This window comes from Pseudomonas sivasensis (assembly GCF_013778505.1).
GTDB classification, from domain to species: Bacteria; Pseudomonadota; Gammaproteobacteria; order Pseudomonadales; family Pseudomonadaceae; genus Aquipseudomonas; species Aquipseudomonas sivasensis.
In genome coordinates, this window is record NZ_JAAOWU010000018.1 from 1 (window position 1) to 23,186 (window position 23,186).

Below are 23,186 nucleotides of genomic sequence, written 5' to 3' on the forward strand. Positions count from 1 at the left end.
AAACGATGCATCGCCGATGGTAGTGTGGGGTTTCCCCATGTGAGAGTAGGTCATCGTCAAGATTAAATTCCGAAACCCCATTTGCGAAAGCAGATGGGGTTTTGTTTTGGGCGATCGGAAAGTGCGAAGACGCTCATCCGAGCAATCTTCAGTGCTAAAGTCCACGCCTCGATTTTGCTTTTCCCAAGGAAGCCGTTATGCCGGATGCGACGTCCCCCAGCGCTGGATTTATGGTGGTTCATGGAAATCGCCTGGACGAACTACGCAGCCTGGTGGTGAGCTGGATGCGCCGCTACCCACTGGCTCCCCTGGAAAACGAAATTGCCCTGGTACAGAGCAACGGCATTGCCCAGTGGCTCAAACTGGCCCTGGCGGAAGACCCAGAAGACGGCGACATGGGCGGCTGCGGAATCGCTGCCGCGATCGATGTTCAGCTCCCCGGCAGCTTCATGTGGCAGCTCTATCGCATGGTCTTGGGTCGTGACGAAATCCCCCCCACGTCCCTGCTCGATAAAGCCCCACTCACTTGGCGCCTGATGCGCTTGCTTCCTGAGCTCATTGATCAGCCGCACTTCGAGCCATTGCAGCGCTTTCTGACGAACGACGCGGACTTGCGTAAACGGTACCAGCTCGCGGAACGTCTGGCTGACTTGTTCGACCAATACCAGGTCTATCGTGCCGACTGGCTGGAAGACTGGGCCGCCGGCCGCCACCAATTGCGCAACGGTCGAGGGGAATCCAAGCCTCTTAACCCCGCCAATTGCTGGCAAGCCGAGTTATGGCGCGCACTGCTGTTGGACGTCGGGGAAGAGGGGATGGCCGAAAGTCGCGCCGGCGTCCACCAACGCTTTATCGAACGTATCAATGCTCTTGAGGAAGCGCCGAAGGGCTTGCCTTCTCGGGTGATTGTTTTCGGGATTTCTTCCTTGCCTGCCCAAGCGCTCGAAGCGTTGGCTGGCCTTGCCCGTTTCAGCCAAGTCTTGCTGTGCGTGCACAATCCTTGTCGCCACCACTGGTCCGACATCGTCGCCGACAAAGATCTACTGCGTAACGAATACAAGCGTCAATCACGCAAAGCCGGTATGCCGGTCACCATCGACCCACAAACCTTGCACCAGCACGCCCATCCGCTGCTGGCCGCCTGGGGTAAACAAGGCCGCGACTACATCAGTCTGCTGGACAGTTACGACGACCCGAACAGCTACCGCGCTGCCTTTCGTGATGGCCGCATCGACCTGTTCAGTGACAGCGAACCCACGACACTGCTCAACCAGCTCCAGGACGATATCCTCGAACTGCGCCCACTCAACGAAACCCGCGACCTATGGCCCGCAGTCGATCTGGAGCGTGACACCTCAGTTCGCTTCCACATTGCCCACAGCGCCCAGCGCGAAGTGGAAATCCTTCACGATCAACTGCTCCAACGCTTCAGCGCCGACCCCACGCTTCGTCCAAGGGACATCATTGTCATGGTCCCCGACGTCGACAGCTACGCACCGCATATTCGTGCGGTCTTCGGCCAGTTGGAAAGAAGTGATTCACGCTTCATCCCCTTTACCCTGACCGACCAAGGTCAACGTGGCCGCGACCCTCTGCTGATCGCCGTCGAACACCTGCTCAAACTCCCCGACAGTCGCTTTCCCGTCAGCGAGATTCTTGATCTGCTGGACGTCCCGGCCTTGCGTGAACGCTTTGCCATCAAGGAGTGCGACCTGCCCACATTGCACCGCTGGATTGAAGGTGCCGGTATCCGTTGGGGGCTCAACGCGGAACAACGGGCCGGCCTCGGTCTGCCAAGTGAGCTGGAACAAAACAGCTGGAGTTTCGGCCTTCGCCGTATGCTGCTGGGTTACGCCGTCGGCACCGGTGCTGCCTGTAACGGCATTGAACCTTACGACGAAATTGGCGGACTCGATGCGGCATTAATCGGCCCGCTGGTGGCTTTACTCGACGCACTCGGCGATGCCCATCAGGCGCTGTCCCAACCCGCAGCTCCCCACGAGTGGGGCGAACGTTTGCAACGCCTGATGCAATTGTTTTTCCTGCCCAGCAGTGAGCACGACGATTACCTGCTGGGTCAGCTTGAGCAACTAAGGGAAACCTGGCTGGTAACCTGCGAGTCAGTAGGCCTACAGGATGAGTTACCGCTCACCGTAGTCCGTGAAGCATGGCTCGCCGGCCTGGACCAAGGTCGTCTATCCCAGCGATTCCTCGCCGGGGCTGTCAATTTTTGCACCTTGATGCCTATGCGCGCGATTCCGTTCAAGCTGGTTTGCCTGCTTGGTATGAACGACGGCGACTACCCGCGAGCCCAACCACCCTTGGATTTCGACCTGATGGGCAGCGACTATCGCCCAGGCGACCGTTCGCGCCGCGAAGACGACCGTTACCTACTACTTGAAGCACTGCTATCGGCCCGAGACCAGCTTTACATCAGTTGGGTCGGCCGAAGCATCCGCGATAACAGCGAGCGTCCTGCCTCTGTTTTGATCGGCCAACTGCGCGACCATATCGCCAGCGGCTGGCATAACGCAGAAGCAGAAAAGCCACTGCTGGACGCGATGACTCAGGAACACCCACTCCAACCCTTCAGCGCCCGCTACTTCCACGAAGGCGATCCGCTGTTCAGCTACGCCCGCGAATGGCAGTTGCTGCACGAAGCGCAGGTAGCCGCACCTGAGCAAGATGATCTGGCACAACACCATCAGGAAGAACCCCTGAGCCTCGGCCAGTTGCAAGATTTCCTACGCAACCCGGTCAAACACTTCTTCAGTCAGCGTCTGAAAGTGTTCTTCGAGGCCGCCGAAGTGCCGCTGGCCGATGAGGAACCCTTCGTTCTCGATGCGCTGCAACGTTACAGCCTGAGCGATAGCCTGTTGAATGCGGCGCTGTCCCAACCCGATCACCTGGACCAAGCCCTCAACGCCCAGGCCCTGCGTTTGCAAGGAAGTGGCTTACTGCCCATGGTCGGTTTTGGCGAGTGCCTGCGCAACGAATTGATCGAGCCCCTGCCGGGTTTGCTGCAACGCTACCAACAATTACTGGCGCTCTGGCCCACTCCACACATCGGTGCCGAACCGATCAGTTTTGAGCATCAAGGCATTGCATTGGAAGGCTGGATCAGCGGCCTGCACCGACGCAGTGATGGCGGATTGCTTAGCGTCACCACCATCCCCAATAGCATTGGATCGATCAAGGCACGCAAGTGGCATCGACTGATCCGCCCTTGGGTCAACCATGTGGTGGCGTGCGCCTGTGGCCTACCGTTGAGCACGGGTCTGGTGGCCAGTGACGATACGTTGCTACTGGCCCCGCTGGATAAGTCCGCCGCCCAGGAACTCCTCTGCAACCTACTGCTGGCCTGGCACAGTGGAATGAGAAAACCGCTGCCGGTAGCCGTAAAAACGGCCTTCGCCTGGCTTAGCCAAACCGACCCGGCCAAAGCGCAGGTGGCAGCGAGCAAAGCCTATGAAGGTGACGGCCTGACCACCGACGGCGAACGCCGCGAAACTCCGGCGCTTACCCGGCAGTTCCCCGATTACGCAGCCTTGATTGCCAGCGAAGAATTCGAAGGCTGGTGCGAAACCTTGTATCGACCGCTGATCAACGCCCCATGGCGATCACTCACAGGCGAAGAGGCCGGCGCATGAGCAGCAAACCCTTGGCCCTGGCCTTCCCGCTGAGCGGCAGCCAACTGATCGAAGCCAGCGCCGGTACCGGCAAGACCTTCACTATTTCTGCCTTGTATCTGCGTCTGGTGCTGGGTCATGGTGGTGATGAAGCCGGGTTCGGTCGCGAGTTGCTGCCACCGCAAATCCTCGTCGTCACCTTTACCGATGCCGCCACCAAAGAACTGCGCGAGCGTATCCGCATTCGTCTGGCCGAAGCCGCTCGTTTCTTCCGCGATGAGATCGAACAACCCGACGCGCTGATCGCTGATCTGCGCGCGCAATACCTCCCGGAGCAATGGCCCGCCTGCGCCAACCGCCTGGACATCGCCGCGCAATGGATGGATGAAGCAGCGGTTTCCACGATTCACAGCTGGTGCCAGCGCATGCTGCGCGAGCACGCGTTTGACAGCGGTAGCTTGTTCACCCAAACCCTTGAAACCGACCACAGCGACCTGCTCGGCGAAGTGCTGCGCGACTACTGGCGGCTGTTTTGCTACCCAATGCGTGACGACGCGCTCAACTGGGTGCGCAACAACTGGGGCGGTCCTGCCGCATTGATGCCTCGGGTGCGCGCACTGTTCGGCAGCGAAAGGCCCACCGATGAAACCCGCGAACCTGCGGAGCTGATCAATGCCTGCTTGCGGGAGCGCCGAGAAGCCCTGATAGAACTCAAGGCGCCCTGGCAGCAATGGGCCGCAGAGCTGCGTGACATCTGCCTGCAAGCCGTGGCCGCGAAAGCCGTTGACGGGCGCAAGATGCAAGCGCGTTACTTCGAGCCCTGGTTCGAAAAAATCAGCGCCTGGGCTGCTGATGAAACCTTGGAACAACTGGACATCGGCACCGGCTTCACCCGCCTCACCCCCGACGGCATGGCCGAAGCATGGAAGGGCGACCCGCCGCAGCACCCCGGCATCGACGCCATGGCCGGCCTCAAAGCCGCTCTCGACGCCTTACCAACCCCTGACGCCGCCGTGTTGCAACACGCTGCCGGTTGGGTGGGTAAACGCTTCGAAGAAGAAAAACGCCGTCGCGCAGAAATGGGCTTCGACGACATGCTGATCCGCCTGAATGCCGCTCTGCAGGCAGAGGGTGGCGAACGCTTGGCCAGCGTGATCCGCGAGCAATTCCCGGTGGCTCTGATCGACGAGTTCCAAGACACCGACCCGGTGCAGTACAGCATCTTCGACAGCATTTACCGCATCGAAGAGAACCACCTCGACAGTGGCCTGTTCCTGATCGGCGACCCCAAGCAAGCGATCTACGCGTTCCGTGGCGCCGACATCTACACCTACCTGCGCGCCCGCCAATCCACCACCGGCCGCCACCACACCTTGGGTACCAACTTCCGTTCCAGCCATGCGATGGTCGAGGCGGTGAACCATGTGTTCCAGCGCGCAGAAACGGGCCGGGGCGCGTTCCTGTTCCGCGAGCCGAATGGCGATAACCCGGTGCCGTTCCAGCCGGTGTTATCCCAAGGCCGCAAGGAAAAACTGCAGGTCGACGGCCAAACGCTACCGGCCATGCACCTTTGGCACCTGCCCACCGACCAGCCGGTGTCCAACGCGGTGTACCGCCAACAACTGGCCGCCGCCTGTGCTACCCAGATTGTCGAGTTGCTCAACGGCGGCCAGCAAGGCACGGCCGGTTTTTTAAGGCCGGATGACAGCTTCAAAGGCTTACTGCCGTCAGACATCGCCATCCTCGTGCGCGACGGCAAGGAAGCCCAAGCGGTGCGCGCCGAGTTGGCCGCCCGTGGTGTGCGCAGCGTATACCTGTCCGACAAGGATTCGGTGTTCGCCGCCCAGGAAGCTCACGACTTGCTGGCCTGGCTCAAGGCCTGTGCCGAGCCGGACGTCGAGCGGCCGCTACGGGCTGCCCTGGCTTGCGTCACCTTGAACCTATCACTGCCCGAACTGGAGCGTCTGAACCAGGACGAACTGGCGTGGGAACGCCGCGTGATGCAGTTCCGTGGCTACCGCGTGATCTGGCGCACCCAAGGCGTGCTGCCGATGCTGCGTCGTCTGCTGCACGACTTCAAACTGCCGCAAACCCTGATTGCCCGCAGCGACGGCGAACGTGTGCTGACCAACCTGTTGCACCTCAGCGAGTTGTTGCAACAAGCCGCGTCGGAACTTGACGGTGAACAGGCGTTGATCCGCCACCTGGCCGAACACCTCGCGTTGTCCGGTCAAGCCGGGGAAGAGCAAATCCTGCGCCTGGAAAGTGATGAGCAACTGGTCAAGGTCGTGACCATTCACAAATCCAAGGGCCTGGAATACGACCTGGTCTTCCTGCCCTTCATCTGTTCGGCCAAGCCGGTCGACGGCAGTCGCCTGCCGCTGCATTACCACGACGAACACGGCAAGTCCCAAGTCAGCCTGCGTCCTACGCCTGAGTTAATCGCCCAGGCCGATGACGAGCGCCTGGCCGAAGACCTGCGTTTGCTCTACGTGGCCCTGACCCGCGCCAAACATGCCTGCTGGCTTGGCGTTGCCGACCTCAAGCGCGGCAACAGCAGCAGCTCGGTATTGCACCTGTCGGCGCTGGGCTACTTGCTCGGCGCTGGAGCTTCGTTGGGCGAGTCTGCGGGACTGGCGCGCTGGCTGCTGGATCTGCAGGAAGGCTGCCCGGCCATCCACTATGCCCACGTGCCCGATGCCCAAGAGATCATGTTTCACCCGCCGCGCAACCAAGCGACTTTGCTCGCACCGTTGCTGCCTAAGCGCAAAGCTGCCGAAAACTGGTGGATCGCGTCCTACAGCGCCTTGCGAATGGGTGAAAGCATGAGCGTCGCCAACCTCGAAGCGCCAGAAAGCCCACAAGCGCAAAAGCTGTTTGATGACGAACGCCTCGATCCCGACGCACCGCGTGAAGTAGCGGCTTCCGGCGGCGATATTCACCGTTTCCCACGCGGTCCTAACCCAGGCACCTTCCTTCACGGCCTGCTGGAGTGGGCCGGTGAAGAAGGTTTCAACGCGACGTCGCAAGCCATCGAGAACGCTGTAGGTGCGCGCTGCAATCGCCGCAACTGGGAAGGCTGGATCATCACCCTCAGCGATTGGCTGGGCCACTTACTGCACACGCCGTTGCCTGTGGATAACGACCACGTCACCTTGAGCAGCCTGCAGCAGTATCAGATCGAAATGGAGTTCTGGTTCGCCAGCCACAAAGTCGACGTGCTTGCCCTCGACAAGCTGGTCTGCCAGTACACCCATAACGGTGTCTCCCGTGTCGCTGCCGAGCCGGTGCTGCTCAACGGCATGTTCAAAGGTTTTATCGACCTGACCTTCGAACACGATGGCCGCTACTACGTGGCTGACTACAAATCCAACTGGCTCGGCCCTGACGATTTGGCCTACACCCAAGCGGCCATGGAGCAGTCGATCCTTGAGCATCGATATGACCTGCAATACGTCCTTTACCTGCTGGCGCTGCATCGCCAGCTCAAGGCGCGTCTGCCGGACTACGACTACGACCGCCACGTCGGTGGCGCGCTGTATGTGTTCTTGCGGGGCACCCAAGCCGTCAGCCGAGGAGCGTTTTTCACCCGGCCGCCGCGTGAGCTGATCGAAGGCCTGGACCTGCTGTTCCAGGGCAAGCCCATCCCGCCCAAGGTTGAGCCTGCCTGGGAACAAGGAGTGTTGTTATGAGCCTGTTGCCATCACCGCTTGAGGCGCTGGAACCCCTGAGCCGCGCCGCCGACCTAGTGCAGTTGCTGGAGCGTTGGGTTGACCGCGGTTGGCTGCGCGCATTGGACAAAGCCTTCGTCGGTTTCCTGCACGAACTCGACCCACACGCCGACCCTTTGGTGTTACTGGCCGCGGCGCTGACCAGCCATCAACTGGGCCATGGCCATGTGTGCCTGGATCTGTTCGAAACCCTCAAAGCGCCAGACTTTGCATTGTCCTTGCCGCCCGAAGGCGACCTGCAAACCGGCGCCATGCTGCTGCCGTCGCAGTTGCTCGACGGCCTCGACGACGCCCACTGGTGTCACGCATTGGCCGCCAGCCCGTTGGTCGCCCTGGCGGTGGACGGCAGCGAATCGGCACACAGTCGTCCCTTGGTACTGTCGGGCACACGCCTGTACCTGCGCCGCTACTGGACCTACGAAAGGCGCATCGACACCGCATTGCGCTTGCGTCTCGCCACCCAGGAAACCGTCGCCGCGGATTTGCCCCAGCGCTTGAATGGCTTGTTTGACCAGCCGGCACCCGATGGCGTGATCGACTGGCAAAAACTCGCCTGCGCCCTGGCTACCCGCGGTGCCTTCAGCATCGTCACCGGCGGCCCCGGCACCGGCAAGACCACCACCGTGGTGCGCCTGCTCGCACTCTTGCAATCGCCAGCGGTAGAAACCGGCAGCCCGTTGCGTATCCGCTTGGCCGCGCCCACCGGTAAAGCCGCCGCGCGCTTGACCGAATCCATCAGCCAGCAAGTGCTGTCGCTGACAGTTCCGCAAAGCGTGAAGGAAAAGATTCCGACCCAGGTCACCACGGTTCACCGTTTGCTGGGTAGCCGTCCGGGCACTCGGCACTTTCGCCATCACCTTGGCAACCCGTTGCCCCTGGATGTGCTGGTGGTGGACGAAGCCTCGATGATCGACCTGGAAATGATGGCCAATCTGCTGGACGCGTTACCGCCCCATGCCCGCTTGGTGTTGCTAGGCGACAAAGACCAACTCGCCTCGGTAGAGGCCGGCGCCGTACTGGGTGATTTGTGCCGCGACGCCGAAGCCGGCTGGTACAGCCCTCAGACTCGTCAATGGCTGCAAGCCGTCAGCGGTGAAGACCTCGACGCCAGCGGCCTGCTGGAGGACCTCGACGGCAGCCATCCTCTGGCCCAGCAAGTGGTGATGCTGCGTTACTCGCGACGTTTCGGCGAAGGCAGCGGCATCGGCCAATTGGCGCGCTGGGTCAACCAGCAAAACGCCGAAGAGGCCCGCAAGTTACTGGCCGCGCGTAGCCATAACGACCTGTTCTGCGTCGGCCTTAAAGGTGAGCATGACCACGCCCTGGAACGGCTGGTGCTGGATGGGCAGGGCGATGGCGCCCAGGGTTATCGCTATTACCTCAACTTACTGCACAGCGCGCGTCCGGCCCTCGAAACCCCGCGCGACGATCTCGCCTGGACCCAGTGGGCGCAACAACTGCTGCAAGCCTTTGATGCGTTCCAACTGCTCTGCGCCGTGCGCAAGGGCCCTTGGGGTGTGGAAGGGTTGAACGTGCGCATCACTGCAGCCTTGCGCAAAGTGCGGCTGATCGAGGGTGACGAGCAATGGTATGAAGGTCGCCCGGTACTGATGACACGCAACGATTACGGCCTGGGCTTGATGAACGGCGACATCGGTATCGCCCTTAAGCTGCCCGAAAGTGACGGCGGCCCTCAGGTGCTGCGCGTCGCTTTCCCACGTAACGACGGCCAAGGCGGCGTGCGATTTGTATTGCCCAGCCGTCTGAATGATGTGGAAACCGTATACGCCATGACCGTGCACAAATCCCAAGGCTCGGAATTCACCCACACCGCGCTGATCCTGCCGGACGCCTTGAACCCGGTGCTGACCAAGGAACTGATCTACACCGGCATCACCCGCGCCAAACGCTGGTTCAGCCTGATCGAGCCCCGTGGCGGTGTGTTTGAGGAGGCCGTGCGGCGCAAGGTCAAACGCTTGAGTGGGCTGATGCTGGAGTTGGGTCCGGAGTCAGAAATATCTGACGCTGTGCTATCGTTGCGGCATCACCCCGATAACACCTGAGAGTATCGCTGCATGAACGTGGCCGTCTCGCCCACTGAGCGTAGTTTGAGCTGGAGACGCCTACTGCTGATGGCGGTTCTATGCCTGCTGGCACCTCGCGTATTTGCCGAAGCCCCGGGCCCGGCTGATCAGCGCGCCCAGGCGGTCACCCAAGTGGTACTTGGTATTCTCAGTTATGCCCGCTGGCCCGTGGAGCCTGAGCAACTGCGCCTGTGCATCCTCGGCCCGACTCAATACACCGACGATCTGATCAAGGGCACCACCCAGGCCACCGGTCGTCCGGTCGTGGTGCGACGCCTGCTGGTCGACCACCCCGATGTCGTCCACGCCTGTGATGCCGTGTACATCGGCAAACTCAGCACTGACGAACGCAGCCGCCTGTTTGACTCGTTGATCGGCCATCCGGTGCTCAGCATCAGCGAAGGCGGTGACCAGTGCACCGTGGGCAGCCTGTTCTGCCTGCGCGTGGGCGATGAGCAGGTGTCGTTTGAGGTCAACCTCGACTCGGTGGCGCGCAGCGGCGTGCGTATTCACCCCAGCGTGCTGCAACTGTCCCGTCGTCGGGCGCCGGCCTCATGACAGCCGTGACTGTGCGACCCACTCTGCGCTCCGTTATCGGCCGCGGGCATATGATCCTGGCGCTGGTAGCGGTGACCCTGGCCAGCGTGTCCCTGACCCTGCTCGGCGTCTTGGCGCTGCGGGTCTACGCCGAACACAACCTGCACCTGATCGCGCGTTCCATCAATTACACCGTCGAAGCGGCGGTGGTGTTCAACGACCGCGCTGCGGCCACCGAAGCCCTTAGCCTGATTGCTTCAACTGAAGAAGTGGCCCAGGCCGATGTGTTCGACGCCAGCGGCAGGCTGTTGGCGCATTGGGAACGCCCGGAAACCGGCATGCTCTCGCGGGTTGAACTGGCACTGGCGCATACCCTGCTTGAACAGCCCATCAATCAGCCGATCCTGCACCAGGGGCGGACCATCGGCAGCATCCACCTGACCGGCCACGGTGGCAGCCTGCTGCGCTTTCTACTCAGTGGTCTGGCGGGGATCCTGATCTGTACCGCTCTCAGCGCTTGGGTCGCCCTGCACCTCGCGCGCCGTTTGCTGAAGGGCATCACCGGGCCGCTGCAAAGCCTCGCCGCCGTGGCCCACGCCGCGCGCAGCGAACGCGACTTCGACCGTCGCGTGCCGCCGGCGCGCATCGCCGAACTCGATAGCCTGGGCAGCGACTTCAATGCTTTGCTTGGCGAGATGGAGGCCTGGCAAAGCCACCTGCAAAGCGAAAACGAAACCCTCGCACACAAGGCCAACCATGACAGCCTTACCGGCTTGCCCAACCGTGCGTTCTTCGAAGGCCGGTTGATCCGTGCCCTGCGCAGCGCTGCCAAGGCCAAGGAACAATTGGCGGTGCTTTACCTCGACAGCGACCGCTTCAAAGAGATCAATGACAGCTTTGGACATGCGGCAGGGGATGCCGTGCTCGTGGCCGTCGCCGAGCGCGTACGTGCGCAACTGCGAGAAGACGACCTGGTAGCACGCCTGGGCGGCGATGAGTTCGCCATCCTGCTGGCGCCGCTGCACAAGGTTGAAGACGCCCAGCGCATCGCCGACAAGATCATCGCCAGCATGGACACGCCGATTGCCGTGCCTGGCGACACTCAGGTGTTTACCTCCCTCAGTATTGGTATCGCCATCTACCCCGAACACGGTGTCACCCCCGGCACCTTGCTCAATGCCGCCGATGCGGCGATGTACCAGGCCAAACGGTTTTCCCAGGGCGGCCAGCAAACGGCAGAGTCGGAGCACTCTACCGCCAATGTTCAACACAGGAGTTGATCCCTTGTTTTCTAGCGCGCGCGTTTTACTTATCTCGTTGTTGGTGGCCTTCCTCGCCCTCGGCGGGTGCCAGACAGCCCCACCCAAAGGCCTGAGCCCGGCGCAGGTCGCAGTCCTCAAACAACAGGGTTTCGAACTCACCGACGAAGGCTGGGCATTCGGCCTGTCGGGCAAAGTCCTGTTTGGCAGCGACGTAGAAACCCTCAACCAACCCAGCACCGATATCGTGCAGCGCATCGGTAAGGCATTGCTGGGCGTGGGCATCGAACGCGTGCGCGTTGACGGCCACACCGACACCTCGGGCAAGGAAACCTACAACCAGCAACTGTCCCTGCGCCGCGCGAAAAGCGTGGCGACGGTGCTGCAAGGCGTGGGCATGAAAGAAGAAAACATCCAACTGCGCGGGCTGGGCAGCGCTGAGCCCGTCGCGTCTAACGCGACAGCGGCGGGGCGCACCGAGAATCGACGGGTGTCGATTGTAGTCATCGCCGACTGACTGGACTCAGCGCGACAGCACTTTGCGATGCAATCAAATGTGTGAGAGGGCTTACCCCCGATGAGGGAGTATCAGTTGATGCATTTTTGACTGATCCACTGCTATCGGGGCATAGGCCTCTACCTAACTCCCAAAGGCTGACACCTAACTCTGTGGTGAGCGGGCTTGCCCCGCGCTGGGCTGCGAAGCGGCCCCAAAACCAGCCGCTGAGTTCTAACAGGAAACTCCCCGCGTGATAAATGAGTAGATACCCATGTCTTGATGGCGGCCTGATAGCCGACCCAGGATGCTGGCCGAGTACATACCCGTTGCTGCGGTAACGGCGACTCAGGGTTGCGCCCTTACGGCGGCTCACTTTTGAAAAGCGCAAAAGTAAGCAAACCGCTTCTTAAAGAAAATCTTCGGCGCAGGCCCTTTAATCCGCGAACGTGATCTCCCGCGTCTCCCCCATCAACAACCCCTGGTTCTGCTCCGTCACTTCCCTGATGTAATCCCACAACAACGTAATCCGCTTCAGCTTCCTCAAATCCTCCCGGCAATACATCCAAAACTGCCGCGTAATCGCAATCTGCTCCCCCAGCACGGGCAACAACCGTGGATCTTGCGCTGCCAGAAAGCACGGCAAGATCGCCATCGACCGGCCCTGCTGCGCGGCCACGTACTGCGCAATCACGCTGGTGCTGCGCAGGCTGGCGCTGGCGCCGGGCACTACGTTGGCCAGGTAAAGCAGCTCGGAGCTGAACGCCAGGTCGTCCACGTAGCTGATAAACGGATGCTCGGCCAAATCCGCGGGTTTTCGGATGGGCGGGTGTTGGTCGAGGTATTCCTGGGTCGCATACAGCTGCAGCTTGTAGTCGCACAGTTTGCAGCACACGTAGGGCCCGTGTTCCGGGCGTTCCAGGGCGATGACGATGTCGGCTTCGCGTTTGGACAGGCTGATGAAGTGGGGCAGGGGCAGGATGTCTACCGAGATCGCGGGATACGTGTCGACAAAGTGGCTCAACTGCGGGGTCACGAAAAAGCTGCCAAAGCCTTCGGTGCAGCCCATGCGCACATGGCCGGACAGCGCAACGCCGGAGCCCGAGACTTGCTCGCAGGCCATGTGCAGGGTGCTTTCGATGGACTCGGCGTAACCCAGCAGACGCTGACCTTCGGGTGTCAGGACGAAGCCATTGGTCCGGGATTTTTCGAACAGCAACGTGCCGAGGGACACTTCCAGTGAACTGATGCGCCGCGACACGGTGGTGTAGTCCACCGCCAGGCGTTTGGCGGCGACGCTGGCCTTGCGCGTGCGGGCCACTTCGAGGAAAAACTTCAGGTCGTCCCAGTTCAGGGAGCCCAGTGATGTGATGTTTTTTTGCATATTGGACCGGCTTTTATGTGCGTTCTTATTAGAGATTTGCACATCTATACTCCAAAAACAGTCCGAACGCCTCATTCTTCAAGGCGATTCAACGCCTTGGTTCTCTAGCATAAATATAAGATTTGGAGACCACATGAACGCATCTGCCGATATTTCCGTGCAACAGGTCAAGTTGCTGATCAACGGCGAGTGGGTCGAGTCCAAGACCACCGAGTGGCAAGACATCGTCAACCCGGCTACCCAGCAAGTGCTGGCCAAAGTCCCGTTCGCCACGGCCGATGAAGTCAACGCCGCCATCGACGCAGCCCATCGCGCCTTCCAGACCTGGAAGCTGACGCCGATCGGCGCGCGCATGCGCATCATGCTCAAGCTACAAGCCTTGATCCGCGAGCATTCCAAACGCATCGCCGTAGTCCTCAGCGCCGAGCAGGGTAAGACCATTGCCGATGCCGAGGGCGACATTTTCCGTGGCCTGGAAGTGGTGGAGCACGCCTGCTCCATCGGCACCCTGCAAATGGGCGAGTTCGCTGAGAACGTCGCGGGTGGTGTCGACACTTACACCCTGCGTCAGCCCATCGGCGTGTGTGCCGGCATTACCCCGTTCAACTTCCCGGCAATGATTCCGCTGTGGATGTTCCCGATGGCCATCGCCTGCGGTAATACCTTCGTCCTCAAACCGTCCGAACAAGACCCGCTGTCGACCCTACTGCTGGTGGAGCTGGCGCTGGAAGCCGGTGTGCCGCCTGGCGTGCTGAACGTGGTGCACGGCGGAAAGGCTGTGGTGGATGCGCTGTGCACCCATAAAGACATCAAGGCCGTGTCCTTCGTCGGTTCGACGGCCGTCGGTACCCACGTCTACGACCTGGCGGGCAAGCACGGCAAGCGCGTGCAATCGATGATGGGCGCCAAGAACCACGCTGTGGTGCTGCCGGATGCCAACCGCGAACACACCCTCAATGCTCTGGTCGGTGCCGGTTTCGGCGCGGCGGGCCAGCGTTGCATGGCCACCTCGGTGGTGGTGCTGGTGGGGGCGTCCAAGCAGTGGTTGCCGGATCTCAAGGCGCTGGCGCAAAAACTCAAGGTCAACGCCGGTAGTGAAGCGGGCACGGATGTCGGCCCGGTGATTTCCAAGCGCGCCAAGGCCCGTATCCTGGAGTTGATCGAAAGCGGCGTGAAAGAAGGCGCCAAGCTGGAGCTGGATGGCCGCGACATTCAGGTGCCGGGCTTCGAGCAAGGCAACTTCGTCGGTCCGACCCTGTTCTCGGGCGTGACTACCGACATGCAGATCTACACCCAGGAAATTTTCGGCCCGGTGCTGGTGGTGTTGGAAGTCGACACCCTCGATGAAGCCATCGCGCTGGTCAACGCCAACCCGTTTGGCAACGGCACCGGGCTGTTCACCCAAAGCGGTGCGGCGGCGCGTAAGTTCCAGAGTGAAATCGATGTAGGCCAGGTCGGCATCAACATCCCGATTCCGGTGCCGGTGCCGTTCTTCAGCTTCACCGGTTCCCGTGGCTCCAAGCTCGGCGACCTCGGCCCGTACGGTAAGCAAGTGGTGCAGTTCTACACCCAGACCAAAACCGTCACCAGCCGCTGGTTCGATGACGACACGGTCAACGATGGCGTCAACACCACCATCAACTTGCGCTGATTCGGGAGACGACCATGAAGATTGCATTTATCGGCTTGGGCAATATGGGCGCGCCAATGGCCCGTAACCTGCTTTTGGCTGGGAATAAGCTGAATGTATTCGACGTTAATCCAGGCGTGTTCAAGGAGTTCGCAGAACTGGGCGCCACCGTCACAGGCTCACCGCGTGAAGCTGCACAAGGCGCCGAGCTGGTGATTACCATGCTGCCCGCCGCTGCCCATGTACGTAGCGTCTGGCTGAATGAAGACGGCGTGCTGGCCGGCATCGGCAAAGGCGTGCCCGCCGTGGATTGCAGCACCATCGACCCGCAAACCATCCGCGATGTTGCCGCTGCTGCGGCCAAGCAAGGCGTGGTGATAGCTGATGCTCCAGTCTCTGGCGGCACCGGCGGCGCTGGCGCAGGGACGTTGACCTTCATGGTCGGCGCCACCCCGGAACTGTTCGCCACCCTGCAACCGGTGCTGGCGCAGATGGGCCGCAACATCGTGCATTGCGGTGACGTGGGCACGGGGCAAATCGCCAAGATCTGCAACAACCTGCTGCTGGGCATCAGCATGGTTGGCGTCAGCGAGGCTATGGCATTGGGTGATGCACTGGGCATCGACACCCAAGTGCTGGCCGGGATCATCAACAGCTCCACCGGGCGCTGCTGGAGTTCGGACACCTACAACCCATGGCCGGGGGTGATCGAGACGGCGCCGTCATCCCGAGGTTACACAGGCGGGTTTGGTGCGGACCTGATGCTCAAGGATTTGGGCCTGGCTACCGAAGCGGCTCGCCAGGCGAAACAACCCGTGATTTTGGGGGCAGTGGCTCAGCAGTTGTACCAATCGATGAGTCAGCGTGGGGAAGGGGGGCAGGACTTCTCGGCGATTATCAACAGCTATCGCAAGCCCAAATAACCCCCCGGTGGGACGGCAATTGTAGTGAGCGTGCTTGTCCCGCGCCGGGCTGCGAAGCGGGCCCAATGAAAACGCCGCATTCTTTCAGAAAGAATGCGGCGTTTGTCGTCAGGGCCGCTTCGCAGCCCAGCGCGGGGCAAGCCCGCTCACCACAATAAGTGGCTCAGCTCGGTATTGGGGCCTGGCTACTGAAGCGGCTCGCCAGGCGAAACAACCCGTGATTTTGGGTGCAGTGGCTCAGCAGTTGTATCAATCGATGAGTCAGCGTGGGGAAGGGGGGCAGGACTTCTCGGCGATTATCAACAGCTATCGCAAGCCCAAATAACCCACCGGTGGGGCGGCAATTGTAGTGAGCGGGCTTGCCCCGCGCCGGGCTGCGAAGCGGCCCCAATGAAAACGCCGCATTCTTTCAGAAAGAATGCGGCGTCTGTTGTCAGGGCCGCTTCGCAGCCCAGCGCGGGGCAAGCCCGCTCACCACAATAAGTGGCTCAGCTCGGTAAACCGGAGCACCACAAAAACCTCAGGCGAATACAAAATACTTGCGCACCGTCTCGACCACTTCCCATGTCCCCTTCATCCCCGGCTCTACCACAAAGATATCCCCAGCCCGCAGGTGAATCGGCTCCATCCCTTCAGGGGTGATGATGCAGTAGCCTTCCTGGAAGTGGCAGTACTCCCACTTCACATAATCCACGTACCACTTGCCCGGGGTGCAGATCCAGGTGCCCATGATCTTGCTGCCGTCTTCGCTGGTGTAGGCGTTGAGGTTGACGGTGTGCGGATCGCCTTCGAGTTTTTCCCATTTGCAGGCATCCAGGACCGGCAGGGGATGGGTGTCGCGCAGTACGGTAATGGGCGTGGACATGATGGCTCCGAGGCAGGTAATGGGAAGATGCACCCTAAGGCCTTGTGCGTTGCGCCAGTGGTCTGAACTCGACATCGGGATGCCCAGAAGCGCAGGTGAATGCGACTCCTCAGGTCATGCGCAGTCAATGTGGGAGGGGGCTTGCCCCCGATGGCGCCGGGTCAGCCTGCACCTGTGTCAACTGACCCACCGCCATCGAGGGCAAGCCCCCTCCCACATTAATCCTTGGTGGCAGCTCCACCGTGGCCAGGCGACACTTCTGAGCGTAAATAAGTAATTTCCTCGCAGTAAGTGCGAAAGATTTCCCGCTTGGCGCAGGAATTCGCAAGAAAATTCAGCCCTGGCCCTCGTATCATTCACCCCAGTAACCGCCGAGAGCCTTTAAATGAACCCAATAAAAACGTGGTGGGATATCAGCCCGCCCTTGAGTACGGCGACCCCGACCTGGCCGGGTGATACGCCGTTCCAGGAAGAGCGCGTGTGGCAGTTCGGCCCGGAGTGCCCGGTGAATGTAGGGCGCATTACCTTGTCGCCGCACACCGGCGCCCACGTGGATGCGCCGCTGCACTACAGCGCGGACGGTGCACCCATCGGTGAAGTGTCGTTGGATGTGTACATGGGCCCGTGTCGGGTGCTGCATTGCCTCGGCAGCGGCGCGCTGGTGCAACCGCATCAATTAGAAGGCCGTGTGGATAACTTGCCGGAGCGTGTGTTGCTGCGTACTTATCCACAAGCGCCGCTGACTGAATGGGACTCGAATTTCACCGCCATCGCGCCGCAAACCATTGAGCTGCTCGCCAGCCTGGGCGTGCGCCTGATCGGTATCGACACGCCCTCGCTGGATCCGCAACAGTCCAAGACCATGGATTCCCACAACGCCGTGGCCCGGCATGGGATGGCGATTCTCGAAGGCATCGTGCTCGACGAGGTAGCGGAAGGCGACTACGAACTGATCGCGCTGCCGCTGCGCTTTGCCAACCTGGACGCCAGCCCGGTCCGCGCTATTCTCCGTCCGCTCAAGGAGCCCACGCGATGAGCCAATGTCCCTTCTCTGCTGATTACCAACCGCCGGAAGAATGGCATAACGCCGAGCTGAATTTTTCCGAGTCCATGAGCTACGGCGACTACCTGGACCTGGGCAAAGTCCTCAGCGCCCAGCACCCGCTGTCGCCGGACCACAACGAAATGCTCTTCATCATCCAGCACCAGACCTCTGAGCTGTGGATGAAACTGATGCTCCACGAACTCAAGGCCGCCCGTGAGCATGTGCGACTGGGCGAGTTGCCGCCAGCGTTCAAGATGCTGGCGCGGGTGTCGCGGATCTTTGACCAACTGGTGCACGCCTGGGCCGTGCTGGCGACCATGACGCCTTCTGAATACAAAGCGATTCGTCCGTTCCTGGGGCAATCGTCCGGGTTCCAGTCGTTCCAGTACCGCGAGATCGAATTTATCCTTGGCAATAAAAGTGCGGCGCTGTTGCGGCCTCACGCCCATCGGCCGGAGTTGTTGAACGAGTTGAAAGTGGCGATTGCCACGCCGTCGCTGTATGACGAAGCGATCAACTTGATGACCAAGGCGGGCCTTGCGATTGATCCACAACGCGCCGAGCGCGACCCGACGGCGGCGACCGTTCACGATGAGTCGGTGGAGGCGGCGTGGCGCGAGGTGTATCGCGATCCGAGCCGTTATTGGGATTTGTATCAGTTGGCTGAGAAGTTTATCGATCTGGAAGATTCGTTCCGCCAGTGGCGCTTTCGGCATGTGACCACCGTTGAGCGCATCATCGGTTTCCAACCCGGTACTGGCGGCACCGAAGGCGTGGGGTATCTGCGCAAGATGCTCGACACCGTGCTGTTCCCCGAGTTGTGGCGAGTGCGCTCCACGCTGTAAACAAAAAGCCCCGGATTCCGGGGCTTTTCATTTGCAATGCAATCAAATGTGGGAGGGGGCTTGCCCCCCGATGGCGGTGGGGCAGTGGGCACATAAGTGACTGACACACTGCTATCGGGGGCAAGCCCCCTCCCACATGGGTATTACTGCGCAGCGGCGACCGCTTTCGCCTTACTCACTCGCAAACGGTAAGCCACATAGATAATCCCCACCCAAATCGGCATCGCATACACCGACTCGCGAATACCCGGGATCGCCAGCATCACGCTGATGATCATCAGCATGAACGCCAGGCACAGGTAGTTGCTGAACGGGAACCAGAAGGTCTTGAACGATGGCGTCACGCCTTGCTCGCCCATGGCCTTGCGGAACTTGATGTGGGTGATGCTGATCAGCGCCCAGTTGATCATCAGCGACGCAACCACCAGCGCAAACAGCAACTCCAGCGCACTCTGCGGCGCCACGTAGTTGACCACCACGCACAGCATCGTCACCAACGCCGAGATCGCCAGGGCCCGCAGTGGCACGCCTTGCTTGTTGAGCTTCATCAGCGCTTTTGGCGCATCGCCTTGCTCGGCCAGGCCGAACAGCATACGGCTGTTGCAGTACACGCCGCTGTTGTACACCGACAGCGCCGCGGTCAGCACCACGAAGTTGAGGATGTGCGCGGCGGTGTCGTTACCGATCAGCGAGAAGATTTGCACAAACGGGCTGCCGCTGTAGGGGTCGCCTGACGCGCCGAGGGTTTGCAGCAGTTGGTCCCATGGGTACAGCGACAGCAGCACGGTCAGGGCACCGACGTAGAAGATCAGGATCCGGTAGACCACCTGGTTGATCGCTTTGGGAATCACTTTGCGCGGTTCAGTGGCTTCGGCGGCGGTAATACCCACCAGCTCCAGGCCACCGAACGAGAACATGATGAACGCCATCGACATCAACAGCCCCATGCCGCCATTCGGGAAGAACCCGCCGTGGCTCCACAGGTTACTGATGGACGCTTGCGGGCCGCCGGTGCCGCTGAACAGCAGGTAGCAGCCGAGCACGATCATGCCGACAATCGCCACCACCTTGATGATTGCGAACCAGAACTCGGTTTCACCGAAGAACTTCACGTTCAGGGTGTTGATCAGGTTCACCGCAACAAAGAACACCAGCGCGCTGACCCAGGTCGGGATCTCCGGCCACCAGAACTGGATGTACTTGCCCACGGCCGTCAGTTCGGCCATGCCCACCAGTACGTACAGTACCCAGTAGTTCCAACCGGCCAGGAAGCCCGCGTAGCCGCCCCAGTATTTGTGGGCGAAGTGGCTGAACGAGCCGGCCACCGGCTCTTCGACGATCATTTCACCGAGCTGGCGCATGATCAGGAACGCAATGAAGCCCGCAATCGCGTAGCCCAGGATCATCGACGGGCCCGCCGACTTGAGCACCCCGGCCGAGCCGAGGAACAACCCCGTGCCAATCGCCCCTCCCAAGGCGATCAGCTGAATATGCCGGTTCTTCAGGCCACGCTTGAGGCCCACCGGGTTAACCATGTCATCCGCCATTAACGTTCCCTTCTACTTGTTTTTCTTGGGGTTGATTGCACGCCGCACCAGCCCCTCAGAAGTGCTGAGGAGTCAGATATTACTCTGCGTAAACTTTTCGTAATACAGCTGAACGCCATCAAGTGCCTGATCCGCCAGCCATTGTTGGATGGATTCGACCATTGGAGGGGGCCCGCAGACATACATATCCGCCGATCCGTCCCGCAATTCGGCCAAGTCGAAATGTTGGGTGAGGTAGCCGCGCTTTCCGGGCCAGTCATCTGCGGGGTCGCTGAGGACTTCGGTGTAGCGAAAACCTGGCAGTTTCGCCGCGTAGGCCGCGATGCGTGTCGCTTCGCATAAGTCCTCGGCACCGCGCACGCCATAGTAGAGGTGCACCGGCTGGTCGCAGCCAGTGGCGGCCAGTTGATCGAGCATGCCCAGAAGCGCCGACAACCCGGTGCCGCCGGCGACCAGCACCAGCGGTTGGCTGACGTGCCGAAGGTAGAACGCACCCAGCGGTGCCTCCATCAGCAGTTCATCGCCGACTTGGCAGCGCTCACGCAGGTAGTTGCTCATCACCCCATCGGGCAGCAAGCGGATCAGAAACTGCACCTGATTGCCCGCCAGGTTGGCGAAAGAGTAGGAACGCCAACTGTCCGTGCCTGGCACCGAGAGGCGTGCATATTGGCCGGGTAGAAAATCCAGTGGCGCGTCCAATTGCACGTTGAGGATCGCCGTACTGGCCGACACCAATTGCACCTCGCTGACCGTTGCGCGCACCTGCACCGGGTTCGGTGCATTGCACAAGCTCGAATCGAAGTCGAAGTAGAAGGTGGCGTCGGACTTCACCCGCGTCTGGCAACTAAGCATCTTGCGGTGTTGCAGGTCGAGGCTTGAGAGGGCTTCGTCGTCCACGTAGTCCTGGGTGTAGTCGCCCGATTCGCAACGACCCTGGCAGGTGCCGCATACACCTTCGCGGCAATCCAGGGGGATCTTGATGCCATTGCGCAGGGCCGCATCCAATAGGATTTCATGGGCGCCCACTGGGAAAAACAGGGTCTTGCCGTCGGCAAAACTGAAGGCCACTTTGTGATTCATGTGTTGTTCTCTGCATATTTATGACGTACGTACGGCCTGTTGGGGTGAGCGGGCTTGCCCCGCACTGGGCTGCGAAGCAGCCCCATGAGAGTCGCCGCATTTTTCCCGCCAAACCGCAGTGCTTGCACCAGGGGCCGCTGCGCGGGGCAAGCCCGCTCACCACAAAAAGCCCGCTCACCACCACAACAAGGGTGCTTTAGAGGTGATAGAAATCCAGCACCGAGTTGATGGTGTCGTTGAGCAGCAGCGCATGCTTGCGAGTGATCAGCCAACTGTCTCCCTCAGGTTTGAGGCGGTAAGTGGCCTGTCCGTAAAACTGCTCCGAAGTCGCCAGCCGATAGAACAGCGTGTGCCAGTTCAGCTTCACTTCCAGCGAGCCATCCGCCTGTTCTGCGATGCGCACGTTATTGATCAGGTGCAAGGTGCGCGGCATTGGCGTGGCCGAGGCTGCCTTGCCGGTGCGTAGGCGAAAGACTCGGTCTTCCAGGCCTGAGCGGTTGGCGTAGTAGATCAACGACATCTCGCGTTTGGGATCGCGGGTGTACACATGCTCCGAGTCCCATTGCGGCAGATGGAACTCGCTCTGCGGGTCGAACAGCTGCACATAGGCGTCCCAGTCCTGAGCGTCGCAGAGTTCGGATTTTCGGTAGAAAAACTGCTCGATCCTGTATTGCAGTTGGGCATTCATCATTGCACCTCCCGCAGTGTCAGCGCTTGTCGATCAAGGCCGTTGAGCAGGAACTGCTGCCAGTTGCGGTGCTGGTTGACGTACAGCCCTTCGTGGGTGAATTCAGTGCCGGTCATGGCCGGTTGGATGCCGATGGCTTCACTGTTCGGTGTCGGGCCGGTCTCCCAGCGATGGCTGCCACGGGAGATATCGCTCCAGCGCTCCAGTCGGCCTTGGAAACCACGCTGGGCTTCACGAAATTCCACCAGGTCGTCCGGCGTGCCCATGCCCGATACGTTGAAGAAATCCTCGAATTGGCGAATGCGGTTTTCGCGGTCAGCGTCGGACTCGTTTTTCACCCCCAGGCATTGGCTGATGATCTCGGTCTTGTTCCACGCCACCGGGCGGATGATGCGCAGTTGCGAGCTGATCTGATCGAGGAAGAACAGGCTCGGATAGATGTTCAGATTGCGCAGGCGGTGCATCATCCATTCGGCTTTTTGCTGGCCGTGTTCTTCCACCAGGCGCGGCATGATGGTGGCGTAGCCGGAACGCACGGTCGGGTTGGGCATGTCGCTGAACAACAGGCTGTGGCCGTTGTTGAAGGCGAACCAACCGTCATCGGTATTCGCGTCGCCTGCACCGAGTTTGCTGTAGTCCAGTGTGGTGCCGGAACCGGTGCCGTTCTCGGTATTCACCTGTTGGCGATGCTGCACCGTGGCCACGTAGTTGTAGTGCACGGTGCTCACGTGATAACCGTCCAGACCGTTTTCGTTTTGCAGCTTCCAGTTGCCGTCGTAGGTGTAGGCGGATTTACCCGGCAGCACTTCCAGCTCACCGGTGGCGGATTGCGCGACCATCATGTCGAAGAACACTTTGGCATCGCCGAGGAAGTCTTCCAGGCTGTCCGTGCCGTTCACGTCCAGACTGATAAACACAAAACCTTTGTAGCTTTCGATTCGCGCTTTTTTAAGGCCGCGGGTGGCTTTGTCGAAACCTTCCGGGTATTCCCCCGGCGCCTTGACCTTCACCAACCGGCCATCGCTCTTGTAACACCAGGCGTGAAACGGGCAGGTAAACGTGGACTGGTTGCCCTTGCCGACGCGGGTGAGGGTGGTGCCGCGATGCTGGCAGGCGTTGATCAGCGCATTGAGCTGGCCTTCGCCATCGCGGGTGATAATCATCGGCTGGCGCCCGGCGCGCATGGTCACGAAGTCATGGTTATGGGCCAGTTCGCTTTCGTGGCAGGCGTAGATCCAGTTCTTTTCGAAGATCAGTTCCATCTCCAGGTCGAACAGTTGCGGCTCGGTGAACATGTCCCGGGCGATGCGGAACACTTCGTCTGCCGGACGAAAATCCAGGCAGCTTTCGATAAAGCTTTTCCACTGCTCGACGCTTCTTGCACCACTCATGGGAGGCACCTTTTTGATAGGGGCTAATCGGTGGTTTATTAGAGGCAGCGGG

Annotated in this window: 16 protein-coding genes and 1 pseudogene; 11 read left to right on the plus strand and 6 right to left on the minus strand. The window is 60.6% G+C overall.

From position 1 onward, the window contains the following. Window positions 1-197 precede the first annotated feature (197 nt). Genes recC through yfiB form a run of 6 tightly spaced genes read left to right on the plus strand, consistent with a single transcriptional unit; the run spans window position 198 to window position 11,757 of the window. Complete coding sequence (gene recC / locus G9Q84_RS23640; RefSeq protein WP_122755864.1) at window positions 198-3,650, plus strand: exodeoxyribonuclease V subunit gamma; 3,453 nt, start codon at window positions 198-200, stop codon at window positions 3,648-3,650. Then, complete coding sequence (gene recB, locus G9Q84_RS23645) at window positions 3,647-7,321, plus strand: exodeoxyribonuclease V subunit beta (protein WP_181644197.1); 3,675 nt, start codon at window positions 3,647-3,649, stop codon at window positions 7,319-7,321. Before recC ends, recB begins: the two co-directional genes overlap by 4 nt. Continuing rightward, the gene (gene recD / locus G9Q84_RS23650; RefSeq protein WP_122755866.1) at window positions 7,318-9,423 is read left to right on the plus strand and encodes an exodeoxyribonuclease V subunit alpha; all 2,106 of its coding nucleotides are present in this window, start codon (window positions 7,318-7,320) and stop codon (window positions 9,421-9,423) included. The genes recB and recD overlap by 4 nt, the downstream gene beginning before the upstream one ends. 12 nt (window positions 9,424-9,435) lie before the next feature. Beyond that, a complete protein-coding gene (yfiR, locus tag G9Q84_RS23655; RefSeq protein WP_122755867.1) occupies window positions 9,436-10,002 on the plus strand; it encodes a regulatory sequestration protein YfiR in 567 nt (188 codons plus the stop codon). Then, a complete protein-coding gene (gene dgcN, locus G9Q84_RS23660; protein WP_032885563.1) occupies window positions 9,999-11,261 on the plus strand; it encodes a diguanylate cyclase DgcN/YfiN in 1,263 nt (420 codons plus the stop codon). The genes yfiR and dgcN overlap by 4 nt, the downstream gene beginning before the upstream one ends. 4 nt (window positions 11,262-11,265) lie before the next feature. Continuing rightward, window positions 11,266-11,757 (plus strand): outer membrane lipoprotein YfiB, encoded by a 492-nt coding sequence (gene yfiB, locus G9Q84_RS23665; RefSeq protein ID WP_032885564.1) that lies wholly within the window; start codon window positions 11,266-11,268, stop codon window positions 11,755-11,757. 415 nt (window positions 11,758-12,172) lie between these two features. Here yfiB and G9Q84_RS23670 read toward each other — a convergent pair whose 3' ends face one another. Further along, on the minus strand, window positions 12,173-13,120 hold the full coding sequence (locus tag G9Q84_RS23670; RefSeq protein WP_095186354.1) for a LysR family transcriptional regulator: 948 nt from the start codon (window positions 13,118-13,120) through the stop codon (window positions 12,173-12,175). Window positions 13,121-13,253: 133 nt separating this feature from the next. Here G9Q84_RS23670 and G9Q84_RS23675 point away from each other — a divergent pair, with 133 nt between their 5' ends. From G9Q84_RS23675 to G9Q84_RS23685, 3 genes and pseudogenes are all read left to right on the plus strand, one after another. Next, window positions 13,254-14,771, plus strand: coding sequence for a CoA-acylating methylmalonate-semialdehyde dehydrogenase (locus tag G9Q84_RS23675; RefSeq protein WP_032885566.1), 1,518 nt, complete (start codon window positions 13,254-13,256; stop codon window positions 14,769-14,771). 14 nt (window positions 14,772-14,785) lie between these two features. Beyond that, window positions 14,786-15,673: a 3-hydroxyisobutyrate dehydrogenase gene (gene mmsB, locus G9Q84_RS23680; protein WP_122681293.1), complete on the plus strand. Its 888-nt coding sequence runs from the start codon at window positions 14,786-14,788 to the stop codon at window positions 15,671-15,673. 178 nt (window positions 15,674-15,851) lie between these two features. After that, a pseudogene (locus G9Q84_RS23685) lies at window positions 15,852-15,998 on the plus strand (NAD-binding protein); the annotation flags it as partial. A 195-nt stretch (window positions 15,999-16,193) separates the two neighbouring features. Here the strand turns inward: G9Q84_RS23685 and G9Q84_RS23690 are convergent. After that, window positions 16,194-16,538, minus strand: coding sequence for a cupin domain-containing protein (locus G9Q84_RS23690; protein ID WP_032885568.1), 345 nt, complete (start codon window positions 16,536-16,538; stop codon window positions 16,194-16,196). Between the two features lie 385 nt (window positions 16,539-16,923). Here G9Q84_RS23690 and kynB point away from each other — a divergent pair, with 385 nt between their 5' ends. Together kynB and kynA are read left to right on the plus strand one after the other, a co-directional pair. Then, a complete protein-coding gene (gene kynB / locus G9Q84_RS23695; protein WP_095186356.1) occupies window positions 16,924-17,574 on the plus strand; it encodes an arylformamidase in 651 nt (216 codons plus the stop codon). Beyond that, a complete protein-coding gene (gene kynA / locus G9Q84_RS23700) occupies window positions 17,571-18,428 on the plus strand; it encodes a tryptophan 2,3-dioxygenase (protein WP_032885570.1) in 858 nt (285 codons plus the stop codon). Before kynB ends, kynA begins: the two co-directional genes overlap by 4 nt. 143 nt (window positions 18,429-18,571) lie before the next feature. Here kynA and G9Q84_RS23705 read toward each other — a convergent pair whose 3' ends face one another. From G9Q84_RS23705 to antA, 4 genes are all read right to left on the minus strand, one after another. Beyond that, window positions 18,572-19,975: an amino acid permease gene (locus G9Q84_RS23705; RefSeq protein ID WP_122680718.1), complete on the minus strand. Its 1,404-nt coding sequence runs from the start codon at window positions 19,973-19,975 to the stop codon at window positions 18,572-18,574. A gap of 72 nt (window positions 19,976-20,047) precedes the next feature. Continuing rightward, window positions 20,048-21,055: an anthranilate 1,2-dioxygenase electron transfer component AntC gene (gene antC / locus G9Q84_RS23710; RefSeq protein WP_122755868.1), complete on the minus strand. Its 1,008-nt coding sequence runs from the start codon at window positions 21,053-21,055 to the stop codon at window positions 20,048-20,050. A 196-nt stretch (window positions 21,056-21,251) separates the two neighbouring features. Next, window positions 21,252-21,743, minus strand: coding sequence for an anthranilate 1,2-dioxygenase small subunit (antB, locus tag G9Q84_RS23715; protein ID WP_032885573.1), 492 nt, complete (start codon window positions 21,741-21,743; stop codon window positions 21,252-21,254). Further along, window positions 21,743-23,134: an anthranilate 1,2-dioxygenase large subunit gene (antA, locus tag G9Q84_RS23720; RefSeq protein ID WP_032885574.1), complete on the minus strand. Its 1,392-nt coding sequence runs from the start codon at window positions 23,132-23,134 to the stop codon at window positions 21,743-21,745. Before antA ends, antB begins: the two co-directional genes overlap by 1 nt. Window positions 23,135-23,186: the final 52 nt, after the last annotated feature.

Bases quoted from the DNA above. Each gene is read 5' to 3' on its own strand.
- antC (WP_122755868.1), bottom strand. From the start codon at position 21,055: ATGAATCACAAAGTGGCCTTCAGTTTTGCCGACGGCAAGACCCTGTTT.
- G9Q84_RS23675 (WP_032885566.1), top strand. From the start codon at position 13,254: ATGAACGCATCTGCCGATATTTCCGTGCAACAGGTCAAGTTGCTGATC.
- G9Q84_RS23705 (WP_122680718.1), bottom strand. From the start codon at position 19,975: ATGGCGGATGACATGGTTAACCCGGTGGGCCTCAAGCGTGGCCTGAAG.
- G9Q84_RS23690 (WP_032885568.1), bottom strand. From the start codon at position 16,538: ATGTCCACGCCCATTACCGTACTGCGCGACACCCATCCCCTGCCGGTC.
- kynB (WP_095186356.1), top strand. From the start codon at position 16,924: ATGAACCCAATAAAAACGTGGTGGGATATCAGCCCGCCCTTGAGTACG.
- kynA (WP_032885570.1), top strand. From the start codon at position 17,571: ATGAGCCAATGTCCCTTCTCTGCTGATTACCAACCGCCGGAAGAATGG.
- antA (WP_032885574.1), bottom strand. From the start codon at position 23,134: ATGAGTGGTGCAAGAAGCGTCGAGCAGTGGAAAAGCTTTATCGAAAGC.
- antB (WP_032885573.1), bottom strand. From the start codon at position 21,743: ATGAATGCCCAACTGCAATACAGGATCGAGCAGTTTTTCTACCGAAAA.
- G9Q84_RS23670 (WP_095186354.1), bottom strand. From the start codon at position 13,120: ATGCAAAAAAACATCACATCACTGGGCTCCCTGAACTGGGACGACCTG.
- mmsB (WP_122681293.1), top strand. From the start codon at position 14,786: ATGAAGATTGCATTTATCGGCTTGGGCAATATGGGCGCGCCAATGGCC.
- yfiR (WP_122755867.1), top strand. From the start codon at position 9,436: ATGAACGTGGCCGTCTCGCCCACTGAGCGTAGTTTGAGCTGGAGACGC.
- recC (WP_122755864.1), top strand. From the start codon at position 198: ATGCCGGATGCGACGTCCCCCAGCGCTGGATTTATGGTGGTTCATGGA.
- recD (WP_122755866.1), top strand. From the start codon at position 7,318: ATGAGCCTGTTGCCATCACCGCTTGAGGCGCTGGAACCCCTGAGCCGC.
- recB (WP_181644197.1), top strand. From the start codon at position 3,647: ATGAGCAGCAAACCCTTGGCCCTGGCCTTCCCGCTGAGCGGCAGCCAA.
- dgcN (WP_032885563.1), top strand. From the start codon at position 9,999: ATGACAGCCGTGACTGTGCGACCCACTCTGCGCTCCGTTATCGGCCGC.